This is a genomic window from Pedobacter sp. B4419 (assembly GCF_059693725.1).
This window is the reverse complement of sequence record NZ_JCASSL010000002.1, coordinates 367,069-389,522: the sequence shown is the minus strand read 5'-3', so window position 1 is coordinate 389,522 and position 22,454 is coordinate 367,069. Positions and strand designations below refer to the sequence as shown.

Here is a 22,454-nt window from a genome sequence, read left to right as displayed (position 1 = left end):
CACAGTGTATAATTCCCTCAGATTAAGTTCAAAGAGACGGTATACACTTTACAAAACAAAAAATGAGACACGGTAAAAAATTTAACCATTTAGGCAGAACCACATCGCATAGAAAAGCAATGTTGGCAAACATGGCCTCATCGTTAATTAAGCACAAGAGAATTTCAACTACTTTGGCAAAAGCAAAAGCTTTGCGTATTTATGTTGAGCCTCTAATTACAAAATCTAAAAACGACACTACTCACTCACGTCGTATCGTTTTCTCTTATCTTCAAGATAAAGAAACCGTTACTGAATTGTTCCGTGACGTAGCAACCAAAGTAGCTAACCGTCCAGGTGGTTACACTCGTATCATCAAATTGAACAATCGTTTGGGTGATAACGCAGAAATGGCTTTGATCGAATTAGTAGATTACAACGAAGTTTACGGTAAAGATGCCGCAGCTGCAGAGAAGAAAACTACTCGTAGAGGTAGAAGCAAAGCTAAAAAAGCTGATGCCCCTGCAACTGAAGCAAAAGAAGAAAAAGCACCTAAAGCTGAGAAAGTAGAAGAAGCAGCACCAGCTGTTGAAGAAACTCCGGCAGTAGAAGAGGCTCCTGCTACAGAAGAGGCAGCTCCAGAAGCTCCTGCAACTGAAGAAGAAGCACCAAAAGCTTAATTCTTTTACCCAAAAGATAAGAACCCCTTAAGGAAAGCCTTAAGGGGTTTTTTATTTGACAAAGAAACGGTTTAATTTATTTGCCTTAATTTTGCCCCATGACAAGTGTTACCGCCTTAACCAGATTTGAAGAACTTTTAAACGACAGCCTAAGTGCCAACCAGTTTGTGAAACTATCCTTGGGCAATTACCAAGGCCAGGAAGAGGCGTTGAAAAATATTTATGTAAAGCAGGTACTTATTAAAAGGCAGGCTATGCTCTCTTTTAACTACCGTTACAAAACGAGGGATATTTTTAAGAACCATCCAATTGCGGGAGGTGTTGCGCTAATTTTGAAGCTTATTGAAAACGACTTTAAGATCGCCACTTTATTCACCGAGCAAAAGGAGTTTATCTTAGAACACCGCAAAAATACCATTGATATCAGGGAAAAAGAGCTGCAGGTTAAATTGGAGGCTAAGGTTGGGCATAACAAAGAGAAGAAGCGGTTAATTAAGCCAAACGGCTCTTACCTGCATGAGCTTAAGATTACCGATGCCGAAGGCAATGTATATAAGAATGCGCAGGATAAGTATAAACAGATTAATCAGTACATCGAGATTTTAAGTTCGCTGATTAAGGAGCTGCCTGAAGGTACGATCAAAAATGTAGTAGATATGGGTGCTGGAAAGGGCTATTTAACCTTTGCGCTCTATGATTATTTGCATACACAACTCCAATTGCCGGCCCATGTAATTGGGGTAGAGTACCGTGAGGATCTGGTGGAACTCTGTAATGGTATTGCCAAAGAATCTGGTTTTGAACAGTTGCAATTTGTACAGGGTACGATTGAAGATTATAAAGTTAGCGAAATCAATTTGCTGATTGCCCTACATGCCTGCGATACAGCTACAGACGATGCGATTTACAAAGGCATCAAAGCCAATGCAGAGCTGATTGTAGTTGCACCTTGTTGCCACAAGCAGATCAGGCGGGAAATAGAACAACACAAAGTGAAGAATGAGGTGTCTTTTTTAACCAAGTATGGTATTTTCCTGGAGCGCCAGGCAGAAATGGTTACCGATGGCATAAGGGCGCTGATATTAGAGTATTTTGGCTATAAAACCAAAGTGTTCGAATTTATATCTGATGCGCATACGCCAAAGAACGTGCTGGTGGTAGGGGTGAAGCATAAGGATAAAGGAACAAAGAGCAAAGAAGAAATATTGCAAAAGATAAAAGAGACCAAGGCTTATTTTGGCATCGGGTACCATCATTTGGAAAGGCTTTTAGAGCTGGCTACGCAGTAAAGCGTACAGCAGGACTGTTTGGGCCAAGCAGCACTTCCATTCGCTTACCTAAGCCTTAGCCTTTTAATCCTTCAGCCTTTCTACCTTAACCCTTAATTCTGCCAAGCTGTCAGCCGAAAAATGGCTGTTTCATTACATTTTAGCAGAGTTTTGAGGACTATTTCTGCCAAAACCTAATTGGCACATTGCTTGTTATTAGGCTATGTAAACATTAAAACTTTAAGAAATATATAATAAAATGGGAAAAATAATTGGTATAGACTTAGGAACAACAAACTCTTGCGTTTCTGTAATGGAGGGTAACGAACCTGTAGTTATAGCAAACAGCGAGGGCAAACGTACTACGCCATCTATTGTTGCTTTTGCAGAGAACGGCGAGCGTAAAGTGGGCGAGCCTGCAAAACGTCAGGCAATAACAAACCCAACCAAAACAATTTATTCGATTAAGCGCTTTATGGGCAGCAGCTATGCTGAAGTGGCAAAAGAAATTGCCAGGGTACCATATAAAGTGGTTAAAGGCGACAACAATACACCACGTGTAGAAATTGACGACCGTAAATATACTCCACAAGAGATCTCGGCAATGATTTTGCAAAAAATGAAAAAAACTGCAGAAGATTTCTTAGGCCAAGAAGTAACAGAAGCGGTAATTACCGTTCCTGCTTATTTTAACGATGCACAGCGCCAAGCAACCAAAGAAGCTGGCGAGATTGCTGGCTTAGCCGTAAAACGTATCATTAACGAGCCTACTGCAGCTGCTTTGGCCTATGGTTTAGACAAAGCCCACAAAGACATGAAAATTGTGGTATTTGACTGCGGTGGTGGTACGCATGACGTTTCGGTATTGGAGTTGGGTGATGGCGTTTTCGAAGTAAAATCAACCGATGGCGATACGCACTTGGGTGGTGACGACTTTGACCACATCATTATCGAATGGTTGGCAGAAGAGTTCAAAACAGAAAATGGCATGGACTTGCACAAAGATCCAATGGCCTTGCAACGTTTAAAAGAAGCTGCTGAGAAAGCTAAAATCGAGCTATCGAGCACTACTTCTACAGAAATCAACTTGCCTTACATTACTGCCGATGCTAGCGGTCCTAAACACTTGGTTAGAACCCTAAGCCGTGCGAAATTTGAGCAATTGGCTGGTGATTTGATCAAACGTACAATCGATCCTTGTAAATCGGCCTTGAAAAATGCTGGTTTGAGCGTAGGCGATATCGACGAAATTATCTTGGTAGGTGGTTCAACCCGTATTCCTGCTATTCAGGATGCTGTTAAAGCCTTCTTTGGCAAAGAGCCAAGCAAAGGTGTGAACCCTGACGAAGTGGTTGCCATTGGTGCAGCTATTCAAGGTGGTGTATTAACCGGTGAGGTTAAAGACGTATTGTTATTGGATGTTACTCCGCTTTCTTTGGGTATCGAAACCATGGGTGGCGTAATGACCAAATTGATCGAAGCAAATACAACCATTCCTTCTAAAAAATCAGAAACTTTCTCAACTGCAGCTGATAACCAGCCATCGGTGGAGATCCATATTTTGCAAGGCGAGCGTCCAATGGCTGCTCAGAACCGTACAATTGGCCGTTTCATTTTAGACGGAATTCCACCAGCACCACGTGGCGTGCCTCAGGTAGAAGTTGCTTTTGATATTGATGCCAACGGTATTTTGCATGTAAGTGCTAAAGATAAAGCAACTGGCAAAGAACAAAAAATCCGTATCGAAGCTTCATCTGGCTTAACCGATGCCGAAATTCAGAAAATGAAACAAGAGGCAGAAGCTAACGCTGAAGCTGATTTGAAAGCAAAAGAAGAAGCTGATAAAATCAATAGTGCAGATGCTTTGATCTTCTCAACCGAGAAACAATTGAAAGAGTTTGGCGAAAAACTATCAGCCGATAAAAAAGCTCCAATTGAAGAAGGCTTGAAAAAATTGAAAGATGCACATGCAAGCCGTAATTTTGCCGATATCGATGCTGCACAAGCCGAATTGCAAAATGCATGGAATGCTGCTTCTGAAGAAATGTACAAAGCTGGTCAAGAGGGCCAACCTCAAGGTGAAGCTCCTCAGGCTGATGGACAACAACAAGGTGGCGATACCGTAACTGATGTTGACTTTGAAGAAGTAAAAGACGACGATAAGAAATAGTCTTAATTCCGAAGAACGATAAATAAAAAAGCTCCCGAGTTAATTCTTGGGAGCTTTTTTTTATGCTTTATTTTTTGTGTTTGGGATGTGCAGTCGCCGTAGTGTATTCCAATTCCTTCTTTTTGCCAAAAAACCTGTTTAAGGTAAACAATGCCGGCCAAATCAATATCGGCACCATCCGGCTATAATAACGGATGCCTTCTGGTAAGACCCAACTGGCCAAAGCACCCAATAAGAAAATACCGGGCACGATCAGGGTTCTGCACCTGGCCAATTGCCTGGCCTTCATATCGTCGAAGCCTTCGGAAACGCGGCCTCGATGTTTAATGATATAGCTTAAAATGGCATAATTTAACAATCCTGTTGCGGCTACATTGAAACAGTAGAAATAGAATGGCAAATGATATTCGAAATTTTCGCTATAGTACGCCGAACTAAAAGGCATGAGGATAATGGTGAAAAGAAAGAAAAAATTTAGCCAGATCAGCCTGTCATCGTAATCCTTAACAAAAGAGAAAAGCCGATGATGGGAACGCCAATAAATGGCAATGACAAAAAAACTGATGATAAAACCAATAAACAAAGGGGTGAGGTTCAACAATTGATCGGTAATTTGACCAGCGGTAAAGCCGTGTGGAATGTGGGGAGCCTTAATTTCGATAACCAACAAGGTGATGGCGATAGCAAATACGGCATCTGTAAAAAGGATCATCCGCTCAATCTGGAATTCCTTTTTAATTTCATTGCTAATTTGAGACATGTTAATAGTTGATAGGGGTGATTTGAATTTAAAATACGATTTAAGGTAAGCATTCTTCAATAATATCCTGCAATACCTTTTCCTTGTCGAACAACTCTTTTAAAAGCTTAAACTGGTTTTTAGCCCTGTCTAGGTTCTGGTGAGGATAAGAGATGGGATAATAAATGCTTCCGTTAAGGTAATCGGTTAAGAAGCGAAGTGCCTGCATGTACACCATGTACTTCCCAGAAAATAAAATCAGCTCTTTTTCGGTGGGAGTAAGAATTTGTCCCATTTCCGAAAGATAACCTTCTATGGTTGCCTTAAAATAGGGCAAACGGATCTTGATCAGTTCAAGGTTGGTTTCGTTCTCAGAGAAGGCGCAAATATAGGTTCGTAACATATCGCCCAAGTCTGAAATGAATTTTCCGGGCATGAGGGTATCCAGGTCTATTACACAAACACCATCGTGGGTAACAGCATCTAACAGTACGTTGCTTATTTTGCTGTCGTGGTGGATCACGCGATCTGGAAAATCTTTCCGATGTTCGTAAGAATGATAATAGTTTAAAATGAACTCATACTGCAAGGCCATTTCAATGGCTGGTTTGGCTTCGTTTTTGAAGTGGGAGCTGGTTTGGCTTAGGGCAAAGGTAAACTGCTCATAACGCAAGGCCAAATTATGAAAGCCTGGAATGGTAGGTTTTAGTACAGTCGTATCAAAAGCATTGAGCAACAAACTCAACTTGCCAAATTGCTTTGCGGCTTCGTAGGCTTGTTTGGGCTCGTTCAACGTATCGAAGGCAACCGTATCGTTTACAAAGGGCAGCAGGCGCCAATATTCGCCGTTGTGCTTTGCCATGAGCTCGCCATGAATGGTCGCGATTGGTGCGGGGAATAAGTAAGCTGGATAATGAACCTTCAAGTAATCGGCTACGGCATTGATGTTGTTCGCAATGGCCGAGGGCTCATGAAAAACCTGGGCATTGATGTTTTGAAGGATGTATTTTTGCTGGTTTGGCGCCAAAAGCAAATAGGTTCGGTTAATGTGTCCCGAACCTATTTGTTGTAATGTTACGGCGTTTTGATCAAATCCGTAAGCTTTTAGAATACTACCGTCAAGGTTTAGCTCCATAAATTTTCTGGATAGGCACCGTCTTTGATCAACTGATCGATACTGGCCTGCACAATTGGCTTGTCTTCTTTATAGGTAACGCCAAACCATTGGTTTGCTGTAGGTATATTTTTAAAGTTGGCGATATTGTTTTTCACTAGGTATTCGCCTACCAAAGGAATAAAAAATTCTGCTTTAGGCTTTTCTTTGTTAGCCAAGGCAAATTTTACAAATTGCTCTTCGGTAGTTTTGAAAACCGCTGGCGTAAAGCCCCAGAAGTTCATCGATACCGGTGTTTCAAAGGCTAAAGGATATTCTTTATCGTCTTCTTCGTAAACAATGCTGTCGTCTTTTTTATAGATTTTGGTACGCTCGTTGATTTCGGTAATATTTCCGGCTTCATCTACTTGGCAAACGCCACGAGATACCGACCCAAAATCAGATAAGGTTTTGCCTATTTGGTAGCCTACAATAGCATATTGGCTATCTGTAACTTCGTTGGTCAGGAAATCGACCATTTTTTTAAAGGCATCGTAGCCATAAAAATCGTCGGCATTGATGATGCAGAATGGTTCTTTGATCACTTTTCTTCCAGATAGCATGGCATGGGCAGTACCCCAAGGCTTTTCTCTATAAATCTCTTCATCTATACCAAATTGTTTGAGATCGAAATTTTGGAAAACATAATCAGTTTCGATTTTGCCTTTTAGTTTAGGCTCAAATATGCCTTTAAAATTATCTAAAAACTCTTCTTTAATGATGAACACCACTTTGCCAAATCCGGCTTTCATAGCGTCGTAAATTGAATAGTCGATAATGGTTTCACCGTTTGGTCCAAAACCATCAATTTGTTTCATGCTTCCGTAGCGGCTGGCCATCCCAGCTGCCAGTATTAATAAGGTTGGTTTCATTAAAAATTAAATAAAAGATTTAGGTAAATAGATGAACCCCAAAGGTAAGTTTTAAAAGCCAAAAATACCACCGCTTTTAGCTCTCGGTTTTTTGCCAGTTAGCATGCCAAATATTCCTCGCACAATCTCTTTGCCAATTTGGCGAGTAATGGTAGCACCCATTACCTGTTCTACAATGCTTTTCTCGCCAGGTTTTGGTTTGCTTTCTTCTTCTTGTCTTTTTTGCTCTTCGGCAGCCGCTTTGGCTTCGTTTTCTTCGGCCAATTTGAGGTTGATCCTATCGGTAAGCATTTCAAAAGCACTCACAGGATCGATGCTTTCCTGGTATTTTGTAAAAAGCGGACTCGCTTGCATCAGTTTTTCGCAGTCGATGGCGGCCATTGGACCCATCACGGCTCTTGGCGGCGTAAGCATGGTGGCCGAAACCTCGGTTGGTATGCCCTTCTCGTTCAGTACAGTGACCAATGCCTGACCCGTGCCCAAAGAAGTTAATACCTTATCGATTTCGTAAAATTCCGACTTTGGATAAGTATTGACCGTTTTCTTTAAGGCATCTACATCATTTGGCGTAAAGGCCCTTAAGGCATGCTGCACACGATTGCCCAATTGTGCCAATACGCTTTCTGGAACATCCATTGGCGACTGGGTGCAAAAGAACACGCCAATGCCTTTAGAACGGATGAGCCTAATGATGGTATTTACCTGATCTAAAAATGCTTTTGGTGCGTCATTAAATAATAAATGGGCCTCGTCAAAAAAGAAAACCAATTTTGGCTTGTCCAAATCGCCGGCTTCTGGCATGGCCTGATAGATTTCAGCCAATAAGCTCAACAGAAAAGTAGAATACAGCACCGGCTGATTTTGTACATCGGCGATGTTGAGCAGACTGATGACGCCTTTCCCATCAACTCTGTTAAAAAGGTCATCTATGTCATAAGATGTTTCGCCAAACATGCCGGCCAAACCTTGCTGTTCTATGGCTACAATTTTTCTTAAAATAGTGCTTGAGGTAGCAGTAGAAATCGAGCCGTAACTGCTTTTGATTTCGGCTGCGCCAGCTCCTTCGGCCAAATAGCCTAATAATTTTTTAAGGTCGTTCAAATCAACGATCGGCATTTTGTTGTCGTCGGCATATTTAAAAATAACTGCCAAAACGCCTGTTTGTGTTTCGTTCAATTCGAGGATTTTAGCCAAGAGCACTGGTCCGAATTCGGTTACGGTTGCGCGCATCTGCGCGCCCAACTTGCCACTTAGCGAATAAAGTTCGATAGGAAAGCCGCTAGGGGTAAAAGGCTTTTTAAGCTGTTGCGCCCTTTCTTCTATTTTCGGATTGCTAGCTCCTGCTTGGTTAAGTCCAGAGAGATCTCCTTTTACATCGAGCATAAAAACAGGCACGCCTGCATCTGAAAGCTGTTCGGCCAAAAGCTGCAATGTCCTGGTTTTACCAGTTCCTGTTGCACCGGCAATTAAGCCATGGCGGTTCATCATCCGCAGAGGCAGGTTTACTTCGGCATCGCCTAATACCTCGCCATTTAAAATTCCTGCTCCCAAATAGATGGATGCACCTGTTGGCGCATAAGAGGCTTTGATTTTTTCGATGAATAGTGCTTTTTGATCGCTCATAGTATAGCTGTTTGATGGCTTTAAATTAAGAAAGAAATCTGCAAAAGGGAAAGATTAATTTTTATTCAGTTCATATTGATTGTTCATCTTTAAAGAGAGCACAAAATGAAGAAGAAGTGCCACTGAAAAAATGGCTTCTAAGCCTAAAAGGATAGCTGTCGTTTTTTCATGCGCTAAAGGAAGTAGGGCCCTTCTTGTAATGACAAATACAGAAAATGTGATATAAACTAAGGTGGTAATTGCTGTTAAGTATTGCCAAATCCCTCTCTTGAACTGCTTTAGCTTAAGATTTTGTAGTACTCTCCAATTAAAAATTAAAGGGAATAAAAGTAGGATAAAAGCAACCCAATCGTTGTGAAATTTGGCCAAGGTTAAATAAATTAAGCATGAACCAAGGTTAAAATAACTCAATTTTTTAAGAAAGCCGTGAGTTGTTTCTTTTTCCTGTTTAATCATGTTTTGGTAGATTTTTAATTAGAGTGACCTACGCCAATATAAATAAAGGTTCTTTTATTTAAGAATTTATTGATTTGATTAATATTTGGTCAATCGAGTCAAGAAAATGTTAAGCAAATATTAATTTAATGTTAAGCATTGTTAACAATATAATAACTTGCCCTTCTCAAGAGTCATCGCTAGCTTTGAAATATGAATTACCCTGTATTTATATTTCACGAATTGGTATTTAGATTTGCGGAAGCTAATAAGAAGATTGGTAGATACCTATCGAATTCTATTCAAGATAACGAATGCTTGATCAGGACTTCTGCCGGCCAAATTAAAATTTCTTTGGGCTTGCTAGAAAAGCAATATCTAAATCCACGATCGATCTCGCAAGAAGAGGTATTAAGCTTAGCAGACGCATTTGAGTTAGATTATCAAACTGCCTAACCGAATCTTCTTGATTTGCTTAACAAGGCTGTTCAAATAATGGCCTATAACTGTTATTGCCTATTCATTAGGGATTGAAACCCATCTACAAACAAGCTGACATGGTAGCCATCGGCCAAGGCATGGTTTACATGGATAGAAACAGGCATGGTTTTGCTGCCATTGCTTTCGGTCATCTTGCCAAAAGAAAATTTCGGGCAGCTGTCTTTAAACGAAAAGCTGCGCGCATGTGATAGCGAAGTAAATTTAAGCCAGGGTATGGCCGAAATATGGATCACATTATCGCCAGAGCCGGCTGGAACCAAACCTGTTGAATTTTGCACTCGCTCTATTTCTTTTTTGGCTCCAATTTGAAATTCTTCAAAACCAGGTGAATAGTCGATATAAGAAAAGCCAAAGGTGCCATCAGGGCGATTGATTACTGCCGAAGCATTGACCTGATCGTATATGTAAATCTGGTTGTCCTCTATTCTTAGCCTAAAATTCTCTACCGAATTGGCGGCCACTAAGGCACTATGCAAATAATACAAGAAAAATCCTTTTCCTTCTTTTTTGCACTTATCATAGGCAACGGTACAGTCGATGTCGACAACTACGCCAAAAAACGGTTCTTCAAAGCGGTTAAAGAAATTGAAATGGTCTTTTCTGGGCCAGTTTTCTAAGTCAAACAATTGTCTCATCGTTTCAAAAGGCTTAAGATATCTGTTATGGTTTCTGCAGCAGTAAAGTTTTCGTGCGCTACGTTGTTCTCTACGGTTTCGTGCTCCCAGGTAATATGGTAGGGTACATGCACGGCATGGCCACCCAATTGCAGTACGGGCAAAATATCAGATTTAAGCGAATTGCCGATCATCAGGAAATCGTTGGGTTGACAATCTAGGTGTTTTAAGAGCTTCAGGTAGTCTTTTTCTTTCTTATCACTCATAATTTCGATGTGATGGAAGTATTTTTCCAAGCCTGATTTCTGCAGTTTTCTTTCCTGATCCAATAGATCGCCTTTGGTAGCCACCACCAAACGGTATTGGCCTTTGAGGCTTTGCAGCACTTCTTCTACGCCATCCAACAGCTCTACTGGCTTGTTTAGCAGTTCTTTTCCAAATTCAATAGCCTTATTAACCATTTCTATGCTGGCTGTGTTTTCGGTTATGCTAGCAATGGTCTCCACCATAGACAGCATAAAGCCTTTGATGCCATAACCATATAGCGGCAGGTTCCTGATTTCAACTTTAAACAGCTCTGCAGCTGTACTGTGCAGAGGCAGGTAATCTTGCAGCAATGCACAAAACTTGTCTTCAGCTTCTCTAAAATAAGGTTCGTTTACCCAAAGGGTGTCGTCGGCATCGAATGCGATGACTTTGATGTGTTTCATTGTGTTGGTGCTTTTTCGCGTGGTAAATGTATAAATAAGATGGTAGAGGTAAAAATAGAAGAAGGAATTTAAATGAAAGTTCACAGTTGGCAGTTTGCAATGAGCAGTTGAGCAACCCCGGCATGTATTCTATAATTTAGAGCGCCCATTGCCGCTGCTATGAAAGCCGGTCCCGCTATCCGCTATAGCCCGCGTTCCTCGGGGCTGCCGCTGCTATCGGGGCTAGTTGGCAAAAGCAGCCCATAGCTGGCAGGTTGCAATGAGCAGTTAACCGATTTAAAAATTCAACGATTAACACCCTACATTAACAAAAGAACTACGGGCCTTTATTAACTAAACCTTATTGGAGCGAACACGGAATGTAATGGAGTAAAGCGGAAAGGAGGGCGACAATTGCCGATGAGCATTGCCATTGTTTTTCAAAACTACGGTTTTCACTTGGAGCGGTGCCCACAGGTCGGGGTGGTTAAACAGTTCAACAATTGAGTAGTTGACTTAAAAATGCTTTACTAGCGTGGAAGCCTCAATTTTTCGAGCAGTCGATCTTTGTGCATATCGCTGATGGGGATCAGTTGCTTGTTGATGGCTACCCGGCCACGCTCTATGAAACTGATCTTGTTGAGCGAAATGACATAAGATTTGTGCACACGCATAAACTGGTCATCGGGCAATTGGTCTTCTAACGATTTCATGCTTTGCAAGGTGAGCAATTGTTCGGTAGGGGTATGGATAATCACATAATCTCGCGCGCCTTCTAAATAAAAAATATCATCTAAGGCCACTTTAACTAACCTGTAGTCGGTTTTTACAAAGATGAACTGGTTGGCTGCTGTAGCCTGATTGGAAACCGGACTCTGAACAACAACACCATTGAAACGCTCTTGTGCTTTTTCTATCGCCATCCAAAAGCGCTCAAAAGTAATGGGCTTGAGCAGGTAATCCACTACATGATGGTCATAACTCTCCAATGCATATTCGCCATAAGCCGTGGTGACGATAACGAGGCTTTTCTTTTGCAGGATCTTCATGAACTGAATGCCCGAAAGTTCTGGCATCTGCATGTCTAGAAAAACCAGATCTGCCATGCCGTTTTTAGCCAGTTTTAGGGCTTCCAGCGGATCTGAAGTAGCTTTGGTGAGCGTTAATCCAGGTGTTTTTTCAATATAATCGGCCAATAAGGCCAAGGCCAAAGGCTCGTCGTCTACCACTAAACAGCTGATTTCTTTCTCCAGGTTATTCATGTAGCTTCATCTGTAGGTTAATGGCATATTGTGTTTCGGAATCGGAGATTTGCAAGGTATGTTGGCCAGTATACATCAGTTCGAGCCGTTTTTTTATATTTTCTAAGCCAATTCCACCGGTTTCGTCTTTGTTAAAGTTACCCTTTTTATTGTTCACCCTAAAATTGATGGTATGACCTGTTGCGGTCAATTCAATCGTTAAAGGCATTTGATTATCCTTTAAATCTCCATGTTTAAAAGCATTTTCTACAAAAGGGATAAGGGTAAGGGGAGCTATTTTTAAGGTACAGTTTGCGGGCAAATCGATTTTAACCTTATAGTTTGGTACAAAATCGTAGCGCATCAGCTGCAGGTCGATAAAATTGCGCAGGTACTGCACCTCTTTGAGCAATGGCACCCATTCTTCTTTTTCATACAGCATATAGCGCAACAATTCAGACAGCTTGCTAATGGAACCCAAAGCCTTTTCGGAGCCCTGATAAACCAGCGTATACACATTATTAAGACTGTTGAACAGGAAATGCGGATTGATCTGCGAACGGAGAAAAGAGAGTTCTGCCTGCCGGTTCTGCAGCAAAAGCTCATTCTGTTTTTTCTGGTTATAACCGGAATGCTGGATAAAGAAAAACACAATGCCGAATGCGCTGTAATAAATGGTGAAGAAGATGTTGTCTAAAAAATAGCGAAAAGGTGCCCGCATGCCTGCGCTATAATTATGCTTGCCAGTAAGTTCGAAGTATATGATTTCCTGCATCAGGTAGCGAAAACAGATCATCAACGGGATAGCTACGACCAAAAACACGGCAACAGCGAATATTTTCTGTTGCTTTTTATAGAAGAAAATGTAAAAAATAGCATAGGCGAAGGTGGTGCAAACCAGCCAGGTAATAAAATAAAAGGGATAAGAAATGATCCTGTTGCCAAAAATGAATTTTAAAATAGGCGTACCGCTGCCAATGTAATTGCCAATGGCCCAGGCAATTTCCTGAAAATTATAGAAAACGAAAAAGCCCAAACAGAGCCAAAGCCATTTGAATTTCATGTTTAAAGGTAATAGCTTTTATCCGAGTTTAAATGGCTAATCGACCATAACTGCCTATTCATCTGCCAAAATGCTGATCCCGTCTGCAAAGGTCTTGCCGTTGAAATACGAGGCTTGGCAGAGCAAAGCTGGGCGTTCAGGGATTTTGTGCCTTTGTTGTGAAATGTGAGGGTATTTTCGCATCAACCAATCAACTAACAAATGAAACAAATCTTATTAGCCTTATGGCTTTTTCCTACAATGCTTTGGGCACAGCAGGGAATTTTAACAGGGCAGGTTACTGGAAAAGATAACTTGGCATTACCTGGTGCATCAATTCAGCTATACAAAGAAAATAGCGACAAATCTTTGCAACAGGTATTTACAGATGAAAAAGGACAGTTCAAACTTCAACTGCCCGATGGACAAACTTATTTTGTGGTTTCTCACGTTGGTTACATCGCTTACAGGGACAAGGCCTTGGCGGGAGCCGATTTAAAAATCCAGTTGCAAGAAGAAACCCAACTGCTTAAAGCGGTAGCCATACAAGGAAACAGGCCCTTTTTGGAACAACAGTTTGACAGAACCGTAGTGAATGTAGATGGCAACCTTAAAGCTGGCAGCAATGCGATCGACATCCTCAAAAAACTGCCGGGTGTGGTACTGCTCAATGAAACCGAGCTGAAATTGGAAGGAAAAAGCGTGGAGGTAATGATAGACGGCAGGTTGACCAGGCTCAGCGGACAAGAGCTGATCCAACTATTGTCGACTACCAGTCCGGCCACCATTGGTAAAATTGAACTCATCCCTATGCCTTCGGCCAAATACGATGCACAGGGTGGAGGGCCGATCATTAACATTAAAACCTTAAAACGCGATAAACCTGGCTACGATCTGATTCTCGGTTTGAGTGCTGGGCATGGCTGGAAATATTTTAACGGCAATGGTGCATCTTTTGGGTTTAATGTGAGAAGAAAAAACGATTATTTGTACGGTAGCTACAGTTATTCATTTGGCAGGCAATCGCAACAAATAGACCGTAATACTTATCTGAATGAAATTGGCGTTGAACTGCGTGATAAGGAAGTGTATCGCACACCATGGCAAGGCCATAACCTAAGATTGGGATGGGATCATTTTTTAAATAAGAACGATGTGATAGGGGTGTTGGTTACTGCTAACAGCGGACAGAATAATCCCGAACTGACAACTGAAACTCGCATCCAGCAACTGCAGCGTGAAATGGTTGATTCGTTAAGGCTGAACAATGCCAATAATAAAAGATTGGGCAAAGGAATCAACTTCAACCTCAATTATAAAAACCTATTGGACTCTGCCAAAAAGCAAGAGCTGAGCATGGATTTGGATGTAGGTTTGTTTGACCTGAATACTGATAACCGCTTAGATTTGCTGCTCCAAGCACCTAACGGAGAGCAATTGGCGCCTAGCCAGCTCTTTTTGCAGGATGGCCGAACTTTATCAGGCATTTATAGCTACAAGGCCGATTATAGCCAAAAACTTTACAATGGAAGCCTAGAGCTGGGTGTTAAGGGAAGCTATGTCAACCTCGACAACGAGTTTAGTTCGCTGTATAGTACTGATGGCGGTTCTTTTGCCGATTTGGGCAGCAATGATTTTCGTTACCGAGAAACCTTATTGGCAGCCTATGCCAGTACCAGACAAACCTGGGGCAAATTTACAGTTCAGGCAGGGCTGCGTGCCGAACAGACTTTTACCAATGGACATTCGGTTACGCTAGATAGTTTGGTGAAACGGAGCTATATCAATCTATTCCCTAATATTGCCTTGGGCTACAAATTGGGCAAGCAAAGCCTGTCTCTATCTTATGCGCGCCGTATCGGCAGGCCAAGCTATAGTTACCTCAATCCATTTGCCATTTACCGCAATGCCTATTCTGTTTCGAGAGGCAATCCTTATTTGAATCCTTCCTTTTCAGACCAGTTGAGGCTGGGGCTTAACCTGTCCAATGGGCTTTCTTTTGCCTTATCCTATAGCTATGTGAGCGATGTAATCAAAGATTTGCAAGTAGTAGATAACCAAACAAAAATCACGACCAATCTGAAAGCCAATTTGCATACCAATAACAATACTTCGCTATATGTAACTTATGCCCGACAGTTTTTTAAGCTGTGGGACTTTAATTTGAGTGTGGGCTCATCTTTGAATAGTTACCGGTTCGACTATCAAAACGAAATGGTAGAAGTTAAACAATTGGCTGGAACGGCCAGCATGAACAGCCACTTTAAGCTTTCTAGCCAATGGTATGCCGATGTAAATTTTTATGGAAGCACCAAGGTAACTTATGGCAACCAGGTTAACCTGCCTTTTTATACGGTGGGCATGGGATTTGGCAAAAGCTTATGGAAAGACAAGGCTACTTTATCGTTAAACGTAAATGATATCTTTTTCAGTTCCATTCAAAAGGGCGAAACCAATTATGGAAACTACCGAAGTGATTATTCAAGCCGTTACGATAGCAGAAGTTTTAGGCTGAGTTTCAATTATCGCTTTGGCAATTCGAAAGTTGATATACGCAAAAGAAACTCTGGATCGGCAGAGGAACAGGGGAGGAATCAGTAATTAAAGTCTTTAGTCCTTAGTCTGGAGTCTGAAATTAGAAAGGATGTAAAATGTGAGAGGTAAAATGGAAGATGGGTTTAGCTTTATAGGTTCACAATTGACAGAGTTTTAAGGTGCCGAAGGTGGTAAAATTTAGATGCAAAGTGCTTTCTTGGTTGTTTAAAGGGATAAAAGTAAAAAACCCATCCGAAATTATTCGAGATGGGTTTTAACCAAATTGTTAACTAACCTTTAATCTATTTGGCATATTTGTAAACAACCGTTCTGTTGTCGCTTGCAATGCTCGCAACAATGTAAACCGTTCCGTCGCCTGCAACCTGCATGTCGAATTCGTTTACTTTTTCGCTGATTACCCTTCTTTCGGTATTCCAGTTGTTGGTATTCTTGTTAAATGTTTTTACCAGAAGTGATGAAGCATTGGTATAGGCAAAATACAAGGTGCCATCTCCATCAACGCCTAAGGCAAATTTGTCTTTTTCACTGCCACTAAAAGCCGGGTTGCCCAGCTCTTGCCAAGTGTTGGTTGCCTTGTTATACTTCATGATATGATTTAGCCTGCCTGCTGATGGAGCCACTTGATAGGCGAGGTAAGCTTCGCCATTTTTGTCGACTGCAACACTCACCACTTGGAAACCGACCATTAAATCAGGAGCGGTAAACGAAGTTGGTCCTACAGCGGCCCAAGTATTGTTTTCGTATTTGTAGAGCGAAGGCTTATTGGCGCCGGTGCCTCTATCCATGATACCCACATAGATTTTCCCATCCAAGCCTTTAATGATCTGGTCATAGAAAACAACGATTCCTCCCGGAGGCGTGATCGAATTCCATGTTGATCCATTGAAACCAGCTACATATAAACCCCTTGCCGGAATGCCACTGTTATCTGTTCCATTTTTGGCCATCGAAACAATTGGCATGTCATCTTTAGCAATAGCAAGCGAAAAGTAATCTGTTTTTACAGCAGAAAAACGGCTCGTACCAACTACAGACCATGCAGTGCCATTATATTTGAGCACTGTAGCTTTGTTTTCGCTGTTCATGTAATCCTTATAGCCTACATAAAGCGTGCCTTCACTGTTAAAGGCTATGCCCGCCACATCGCCCCTTTGCTCTGAAATACCGGTAGCATTGCCCAAGTTTGCCCATGTGGTGCCGTTGAAACCCATCACGGCTACCTTTTTATTCTCATTTGAAATCGTTGCTCCGGTTTCGTCTTTTCCTGAACGTGTATAAACAAAGAAAGGATTATTGTTAAATGGATTAATCGCCATTTTAATTCCTGTTGCGGTTACCTGTCCGGTTAATTTATCTGCAAATAACTCCCACTGGCGACCCAAGAAATAAGTAGAAACCGTGAAGTTTACCACTGAAGGCAAGCTGGCATCGGTAAACGAATAAGTGATCGGATTAGTAAAATCATTGGCTGTTTTCTTGCTTTCTTGTGCTACAGCTCCCACTTTTAATGTGGCACCAGTTGTAGTTTCGAAACGGGCCACCAATGTAGTAAGGTTTACAGTTTCAGGAAGTCCGACTTCGATAACTGTCCCTTTAATTACACCGATGTAATTTTGGGCTAAGCCTGCATTGTCTTCTACGTAAAAGCCAAAAGATTTAATGGCTACCTTTTTAGTTACGCGAACGCTATAGCTGCGTGTACTTTTGTCTTCTGCTTTAACCGTGTAGCTAACCGGTTGGGTAAAGTCGTTTGTGCTTACGCCGTTTTCCTGCACTGTTTTGCCTACCTGTACAATGGTACGGGCGTTGTCTAGAGAAAAGCTTGCCTTAAGGCTGGTTACATCAACTTCGATAGGCAGCTCTACTACGATTTCGACGTCTGAGATGTTACCAACGAATTCTTTTTCAGTGCCTGATGCGTCTTTAGCCAAGAACTTGAAGGCGGTAAATCCCTTGCCATACATTACAGGATCTTTTTTACAGGCTCCCAGTAAGCCAACGAGAGCAAACAAGAACAACCATGCGATTTGCTTTATATTTTTCATGTCTGTTAATTTAGTTTCTTAAAGTCTTCTGGCATGAGTACTGCTTTGATGCCAGGGGTTTCTATCAAATATTTTTTGGCATAGGCCGAAATCATTGCTGGTGTAATTTTGTTGATCATGTTCTCATAATCATTAAAAAAACTATAGTCTTTAAAGCCAAAATAGAATTGGTTTCTTAAAGATGAGCTCCAGAACAAATTCTTGCCTGCCTGCTTTTTATAACTGTCTATCTGTTGGATTTTGATGTTGGTCAAGTCGCTGATGAAATAATTTGGATCATAGGCCACTTTTTTAACCTCGATCTGTGCCTGCTTGATCAAGAAATCGGCAGATTCTGGTGCGCAGCTAAACGAAATTCGTGACCTGATCAAGGGTGAAGGAATACTGGTTGAAGAGATGGAAACACCCACGCCATATACACCAGAATTTTCTTCGCGCAGGTTAAGGCGCAATTTTACTTTCAGCACTTCCTGCAAAAGGGTTTGGACCAAGATCTCCGGATAATCGTAATTCACCTTATTGCTTTGATAGAAAAGGTTAACGGTGCTTTTTGGTGCCTGGCCCGCATAAACCAAAATGTCTTTGGCCGTATTGCCACCCACAGGTCCATTGTAAGCAAATTTGTTGTTGTAGTTGCCAGCTGGAAGGCCACCAATGTACTGCTCAATCAAAGGTTTAATACTATCGAGGTTAAAGCCGCCGACAATGACAAACTGGAAATCTTTGGCAGAACCAAAACGACTTTTGAAAATTGGCAAGATGTCTTTAAAACGCAGTTCTTTGTTGATGCGTTCTGCAGAAACATCCGAAGCGTAGTCATCATCTCCCTTCAGCAGTTCTGCAATCGCTTTATTGTATTCGTAAGTAGGAGAGAGCTTGTTGTTGTCTAGCCTTTCGATGGTTTGGCGTTTAGCTTGCTCATAGGTCAACGAATCGGCATTTGGATATACCCATTTCAGGTACATGAGCTGGAACATGGTTTTGGCATCTTTCCAATCGGCACTACTCACTACACCTTCCCTGGTAGTCGACAAAATGAGGGTGGATGAAGCCGAATTACCCGCCAGAAATTGGGTCAAAGCCCTTCTGCTAAACTCGCCAGCGCCACTTAAGCCAGTAACCGGCTTTACAAATTGTGAGGTAACAAACTGGGTGGAATCAAGTGCGTAAATACCGCCGGCCCTAAAGCCCGAAAGCGAGATGTAGTTTTTCTTCTCATCCGTTGTTTTAAGATATACCGTAGTTCCGTTCGATAAGGTCCATTTGGTTACGCCAACGGCATCTATCTTCTCTTCCTTAACAACCTTTCCTGTCTTTGGCTCTTGTGCCAATAGTGTTTTTGGAATGGTAATACTGTCTTTCCAAGGTTCCACTTTTTGATTTGCTGCCGCTGCAAACATAGTTTTAAGCTGGGCTACATTTGGCAGGTTTTTGGCATCTTTTTCTGGCGCGGTTAACAAAACCACGGTATTGCCTTTTTGGCCCACGCCTTTCAAAAAGCTAATGATGGCCAACGAATCGATTTGTGGCGCATACTTTAAGGCTAATCGGTTTCTTTCGGCCTTTGCCAACATGGCGGTACCGTTATAAAAAACATCGTGTATTTCGTTTACATAAGTCTCCGATTCTGTTTTGTCTTCGGTAGCCATTGCACGTTTAATGGTAGCGATGTATTCGTCTCTCATCTTTACTACTTCATCGCTGGTAAAACCGTAGCGCGTAATTCTTTGGGCCTCGCTCAGGTATTTGGTTATGCCTTCGTTAATCTGGTCGTGAAATAGAGAAACGCCACCTGATACGATACCATTCTTCAATACCAGGTTGCTTACCGAGAAACTGCCTTCTTTAAAGTTATTCTGCAGCTGCGATACCCTGCTGAAGCGGTTTTTAGCCAAAGCATTAAAAAATGAACGGATCAGTTGGTTTTTATAATCGGCTTCCGTTTGGATGCCCTTGAAGGAACTGATTTTATTAAAAATGCTCAAATCGATTGAAGATGCTTCCTTATCAGTAATGATAGAAAAAAGCGTGTCTTTATGTGCCGGAAGTTCGTAATATACTCTTGGCGCTTTGCTTTTGGCCTTGTACTGGCTAAACTCTGCCTTGATATAGGCTTCTACTTTTTGAGGGTCGATATCGGTTACCACAGCAATTGACATCAAATCTGGGCGATACCATTTCTCATAAAAATCTACAATACGTTGGCGGTCAAAGCTTTTTAAGATATCAACCTTCCCGATAGGCAAGCGCTCTGCATACCTTGATTTATTGAAAAGCACAGGCAAATATTGCTCTCTCAAGCGGTTATCTGCACCTTGCTTGCTGCGCCACTCTTCAATTACTACGCCCCGTTCTTTATCGATTTCATTCTTGTCAAATGTTACCCCAAAAGCCCAATCGCCCATAATGTCTATCGATTTTTCCAGGTTCTTTTCATCTTTGGTATTGATACTGATCTTGTAAACGGTTTCGTCAAAACTGGTATGCGCGTTTAAATCGGCACCAAATTTTACACCTTTGGATTCCAAGAATTCGATCACATCATTTTTTGAATAATGTTTGGTTCCATTAAAGGCCATGTGCTCAATAAAATGAGCTAGTCCCTGTTGGTCGTTCTCTTCCTGGAGTGAACCGGCATTCACAAATAACCTTAATACCGAGTTGCCTTGTGCCTTGCTGTTTTTATAAATGTAGTAGGTAAAGCCGTTTTCGAGCCTTCCGGTAATGAGGTTCGGATTTTGCTTGAGCTGCTGCGCGGAGGTGGCCGTAGCTATGAAAATCAATAACAGTCCCAGTAATCCTTTAAAATTCTTTTGCTTCGTCATCTGTTCTTTCTTTATTTTTTAATGATTACCAATTGTTTTTGTAACTGGTCTGGACCTGGTAAGCCCAACGTATAGTTTTTTGTATTGCTAATGAGTTTAATAATGATGCGGTTGTCTTTGCTAGGATCAACCGGCGATTCTTTCCATTGAATGGTGATCGGGCGCTCGAAAATCCCCTGTGGAAAAGTGAGTTTGTTGCCTTTGGTAATCAGGTCGAAGTCGCGGCCTTCCAATAATCCGTTGCCTACCGTAATTTCATAGGTTACATCAATCGGCTCGAATTGAAGTTCGGCACTGAGGTAAACATTATAGTTTACGATATCCTTGCGGTTCGAAAGTACATCTACCGCACTAAGATTGTCTACCATAATGTGAAAAAACGGGTGGTTGTATGGCGTAGTTTCTTTTTTGCAAGACGAGCTCAGCATTAAAAACAGCAATGAGAGCGTGGTGGCAAAGTAGGTTATAAATTTTTTCATCTGTTTATATTTTTTCTCAATGGTGATGAAGCCTCTATGATTTTGAACATTCTGTTGTACGATTGTAAATCATAGGGTTTCATGATTAATAGCCAGTATTTTGAATAATCGATCTATTGGCTTCTATTTCCTTGGCAGGGATTGGCAACACATATCTATTGTCTGGATAGGTGAAGCTGCACACATTGGCATTGCAATCTGCACTTCGCTGCAGGTTTTCCTTACGGCGTGCCAAATCAAAAAAGCGGTGGTTTTCAAAGCAAAGCTCTCTATTTCTTTCGTTGGCAATCTGTTTGTACAAATCGTCGTTCGAGCTGTAGGTAATCGTAATTGTACGACTAGGATGTGCTCTTTGCGAGATGATACGCAAATCTTCTGCGGCCTCGGTATAACGTTGCAATTGCCATTTGGCTTCGGCACGGTTCAAATAAAGCTCCGATAACCTGATCACCTGAATGACTTGCGGTGTATTAGCGGTAACTGTGCCATCACCATATTTTTTGGTTAATGATTTGCCACCATTATCGCCAGACGTTGGAATGGTAAACATCTTAGTTAGCCTGATGTCATCATTGTCGAAAAAGTTGATCAACTTTGTTGCCGTAGCATATTGCGCGCCAATGGCATCAGAATAAACCGTATAAATGTTGCCTGTACCAGGTGTAAGACCTTTATTGGTAAGCTGGAAGATGGCTTCCAATTTAGGAGTAGCGTTGTCGGCCTGATAGGTGTTAAAAACCGAGAAATATTCACTGGCAGTAGCCAATTTGTAATTCGTATCGTTGATGATCATGTTAGCATAGGTAATGCTTTGTTCCCAATCGCCTTTGTATAAATACACCCTCGAAAGCAGTGCAAGTGCCGCCTGATAGCTGATGGTAGCCTGTGTGGTATGGTTGGCGTACTGTTGCAGTAAAGGCAGTGCAGCGCCCAAATCGGTGATGATCTGTGCATAGGTTTCCTTCATGGTTTTACGTGACACAGGATCACCCGGACTAGGCGTTTTAAGCAATACCGGAATGCCCAAATGAGAGGCATCTGGCGTAAAATTATAGGGTTGTGCATAAATGCGGCTCAGGTCGAAATGGCACCATGCCCTTAAAGCCAAGCTTTGGGCATAAATCAAATCGAGCGTTTTGGTTTCCTCCGGGAATTTTGATTTGAGGGTAGGAACGGCATCTATAATGTTATTGACATTGTTGATAGTGCCATACACATTGAGCCAAATATCGCCTACGGCCAAAGCATCATCGCTGGCAACGCTCTGAAAATTAAACTGTGGCAAAAGTGTATTGGCCTTGGTGCCACGGATCACATTGTCTGACGCTACATCGGCATAAAGCCCAAATGAAGTCTTGTAGTAGGAAAGCATCGAATTGTAAGCTCCGTTCATGGCCTTATTGGCACCATCTACGGTTTCGAACAAAGTGATTTTTCCGGTTTTTCCGATCGGCTCTTTCTCCAGAAACTTTTTGCAGGAAGCAAAAGCTATACAGGCAACGGCCAACAGGGTGAGGATATAGGTATTTCTTTTCATTTCAGT

The 22,454-nt window shown here is 41.8% G+C and carries 17 protein-coding genes; 4 read left to right on the top strand and 13 right to left on the bottom strand.

What is annotated here, in order from left to right; all coding sequences use genetic code 11:
* Positions 1-62: 62 nt before the first annotated feature.
* The 3 genes from rplQ (at position 63) to dnaK (ending at position 4,097) form a co-directional block, all read left to right on the top strand.
* The gene (gene rplQ / locus AC570H_RS13335; protein ID WP_497355593.1) at positions 63-659 is read left to right on the top strand and encodes a 50S ribosomal protein L17; all 597 of its coding nucleotides are present in this window, start codon (positions 63-65) and stop codon (positions 657-659) included.
* A gap of 98 nt (positions 660-757) precedes the next feature.
* On the top strand, positions 758-1,948 hold the full coding sequence (locus AC570H_RS13330; protein ID WP_497355591.1) for a class I SAM-dependent methyltransferase: 1,191 nt from the start codon (positions 758-760) through the stop codon (positions 1,946-1,948).
* Between the two features lie 238 nt (positions 1,949-2,186).
* Positions 2,187-4,097 (top strand): molecular chaperone DnaK, encoded by a 1,911-nt coding sequence (gene dnaK, locus AC570H_RS13325; RefSeq protein ID WP_497355589.1) that lies wholly within the window; start codon positions 2,187-2,189, stop codon positions 4,095-4,097.
* 67 nt (positions 4,098-4,164) lie between these two features.
* On the opposite strand, the gene AC570H_RS13320 is transcribed toward dnaK, so the two are convergent.
* The 9 genes from AC570H_RS13320 to AC570H_RS13280 all read right to left on the bottom strand — a co-directional run bounded on the left by AC570H_RS13320 (position 4,165) and on the right by AC570H_RS13280 (position 13,027).
* Complete coding sequence (locus tag AC570H_RS13320) at positions 4,165-4,857, bottom strand: TMEM175 family protein (RefSeq protein ID WP_497355587.1); 693 nt, start codon at positions 4,855-4,857, stop codon at positions 4,165-4,167.
* A gap of 40 nt (positions 4,858-4,897) precedes the next feature.
* On the bottom strand, positions 4,898-5,971 hold the full coding sequence (locus AC570H_RS13315; protein ID WP_497355585.1) for a phosphotransferase enzyme family protein: 1,074 nt from the start codon (positions 5,969-5,971) through the stop codon (positions 4,898-4,900).
* Positions 5,962-6,861 carry a nucleotidyltransferase family protein gene (locus tag AC570H_RS13310; protein WP_497355583.1) on the bottom strand — a complete coding sequence of 300 codons (900 nt, stop codon included), beginning with the start codon at positions 6,859-6,861 and terminating at the stop codon, positions 5,962-5,964. The genes AC570H_RS13315 and AC570H_RS13310 overlap by 10 nt, the downstream gene beginning before the upstream one ends.
* Positions 6,862-6,912: 51 nt before the next feature.
* Positions 6,913-8,484, bottom strand: coding sequence for a helicase HerA-like domain-containing protein (locus AC570H_RS13305; protein WP_497355581.1), 1,572 nt, complete (start codon positions 8,482-8,484; stop codon positions 6,913-6,915).
* Between the two features lie 54 nt (positions 8,485-8,538).
* On the bottom strand, positions 8,539-8,940 hold the full coding sequence (locus AC570H_RS13300) for a hypothetical protein (protein ID WP_497355579.1): 402 nt from the start codon (positions 8,938-8,940) through the stop codon (positions 8,539-8,541).
* A 488-nt stretch (positions 8,941-9,428) separates the two neighbouring features.
* Positions 9,429-10,055, bottom strand: coding sequence for a CatA-like O-acetyltransferase (locus AC570H_RS13295; RefSeq protein WP_497355577.1), 627 nt, complete (start codon positions 10,053-10,055; stop codon positions 9,429-9,431).
* Positions 10,052-10,744, bottom strand: coding sequence for an HAD family hydrolase (locus AC570H_RS13290; protein ID WP_497355575.1), 693 nt, complete (start codon positions 10,742-10,744; stop codon positions 10,052-10,054). The genes AC570H_RS13295 and AC570H_RS13290 overlap by 4 nt, the downstream gene beginning before the upstream one ends.
* Positions 10,745-11,253: 509 nt before the next feature.
* Positions 11,254-11,985, bottom strand: coding sequence for a LytR/AlgR family response regulator transcription factor (locus AC570H_RS13285; protein ID WP_497355573.1), 732 nt, complete (start codon positions 11,983-11,985; stop codon positions 11,254-11,256).
* Complete coding sequence (locus AC570H_RS13280; protein WP_497355571.1) at positions 11,978-13,027, bottom strand: sensor histidine kinase; 1,050 nt, start codon at positions 13,025-13,027, stop codon at positions 11,978-11,980. The genes AC570H_RS13285 and AC570H_RS13280 overlap by 8 nt, the downstream gene beginning before the upstream one ends.
* 201 nt (positions 13,028-13,228) lie before the next feature.
* On the opposite strand from AC570H_RS13280, the gene AC570H_RS13275 reads away from it, so the two are divergent.
* On the top strand, positions 13,229-15,607 hold the full coding sequence (locus AC570H_RS13275; protein WP_497355569.1) for an outer membrane beta-barrel protein: 2,379 nt from the start codon (positions 13,229-13,231) through the stop codon (positions 15,605-15,607).
* A gap of 236 nt (positions 15,608-15,843) precedes the next feature.
* On the opposite strand, the gene AC570H_RS13270 is transcribed toward AC570H_RS13275, so the two are convergent.
* The 4 genes from AC570H_RS13270 to AC570H_RS13255 all read right to left on the bottom strand — a co-directional run bounded on the left by AC570H_RS13270 (position 15,844) and on the right by AC570H_RS13255 (position 22,448).
* Positions 15,844-17,607 carry an SGBP N-terminal domain-containing protein gene (locus AC570H_RS13270; RefSeq protein ID WP_497355567.1) on the bottom strand — a complete coding sequence of 588 codons (1,764 nt, stop codon included), beginning with the start codon at positions 17,605-17,607 and terminating at the stop codon, positions 15,844-15,846.
* A gap of 5 nt (positions 17,608-17,612) precedes the next feature.
* Positions 17,613-20,432, bottom strand: coding sequence for a M16 family metallopeptidase (locus tag AC570H_RS13265; protein ID WP_497355565.1), 2,820 nt, complete (start codon positions 20,430-20,432; stop codon positions 17,613-17,615).
* 11 nt (positions 20,433-20,443) lie between these two features.
* Entirely contained in the window at positions 20,444-20,911 is a 468-nt protein-coding gene (locus tag AC570H_RS13260; RefSeq protein WP_497355563.1) for a hypothetical protein, read from the bottom strand.
* A gap of 85 nt (positions 20,912-20,996) precedes the next feature.
* Complete coding sequence (locus AC570H_RS13255; protein ID WP_497355561.1) at positions 20,997-22,448, bottom strand: RagB/SusD family nutrient uptake outer membrane protein; 1,452 nt, start codon at positions 22,446-22,448, stop codon at positions 20,997-20,999.
* Positions 22,449-22,454 lie beyond the last annotated feature (6 nt).

Bases quoted from the DNA above. Each gene is read 5' to 3' on its own strand.
- AC570H_RS13305 (WP_497355581.1), bottom strand. From the start codon at position 8,484: ATGAGCGATCAAAAAGCACTATTCATCGAAAAAATCAAAGCCTCTTAT.
- AC570H_RS13280 (WP_497355571.1), bottom strand. From the start codon at position 13,027: ATGAAATTCAAATGGCTTTGGCTCTGTTTGGGCTTTTTCGTTTTCTAT.
- AC570H_RS13275 (WP_497355569.1), top strand. From the start codon at position 13,229: ATGAAACAAATCTTATTAGCCTTATGGCTTTTTCCTACAATGCTTTGG.
- AC570H_RS13310 (WP_497355583.1), bottom strand. From the start codon at position 6,861: ATGAAACCAACCTTATTAATACTGGCAGCTGGGATGGCCAGCCGCTAC.
- rplQ (WP_497355593.1), top strand. From the start codon at position 63: ATGAGACACGGTAAAAAATTTAACCATTTAGGCAGAACCACATCGCAT.
- AC570H_RS13265 (WP_497355565.1), bottom strand. From the start codon at position 20,432: ATGACGAAGCAAAAGAATTTTAAAGGATTACTGGGACTGTTATTGATT.
- AC570H_RS13320 (WP_497355587.1), bottom strand. From the start codon at position 4,857: ATGTCTCAAATTAGCAATGAAATTAAAAAGGAATTCCAGATTGAGCGG.
- AC570H_RS13295 (WP_497355577.1), bottom strand. From the start codon at position 10,055: ATGAGACAATTGTTTGACTTAGAAAACTGGCCCAGAAAAGACCATTTC.
- AC570H_RS13330 (WP_497355591.1), top strand. From the start codon at position 758: ATGACAAGTGTTACCGCCTTAACCAGATTTGAAGAACTTTTAAACGAC.
- AC570H_RS13285 (WP_497355573.1), bottom strand. From the start codon at position 11,985: ATGAATAACCTGGAGAAAGAAATCAGCTGTTTAGTGGTAGACGACGAG.
- dnaK (WP_497355589.1), top strand. From the start codon at position 2,187: ATGGGAAAAATAATTGGTATAGACTTAGGAACAACAAACTCTTGCGTT.
- AC570H_RS13270 (WP_497355567.1), bottom strand. From the start codon at position 17,607: ATGAAAAATATAAAGCAAATCGCATGGTTGTTCTTGTTTGCTCTCGTT.
- AC570H_RS13300 (WP_497355579.1), bottom strand. From the start codon at position 8,940: ATGATTAAACAGGAAAAAGAAACAACTCACGGCTTTCTTAAAAAATTG.
- AC570H_RS13315 (WP_497355585.1), bottom strand. From the start codon at position 5,971: ATGGAGCTAAACCTTGACGGTAGTATTCTAAAAGCTTACGGATTTGAT.
- AC570H_RS13255 (WP_497355561.1), bottom strand. From the start codon at position 22,448: ATGAAAAGAAATACCTATATCCTCACCCTGTTGGCCGTTGCCTGTATA.
- AC570H_RS13260 (WP_497355563.1), bottom strand. From the start codon at position 20,911: ATGAAAAAATTTATAACCTACTTTGCCACCACGCTCTCATTGCTGTTT.
- AC570H_RS13290 (WP_497355575.1), bottom strand. From the start codon at position 10,744: ATGAAACACATCAAAGTCATCGCATTCGATGCCGACGACACCCTTTGG.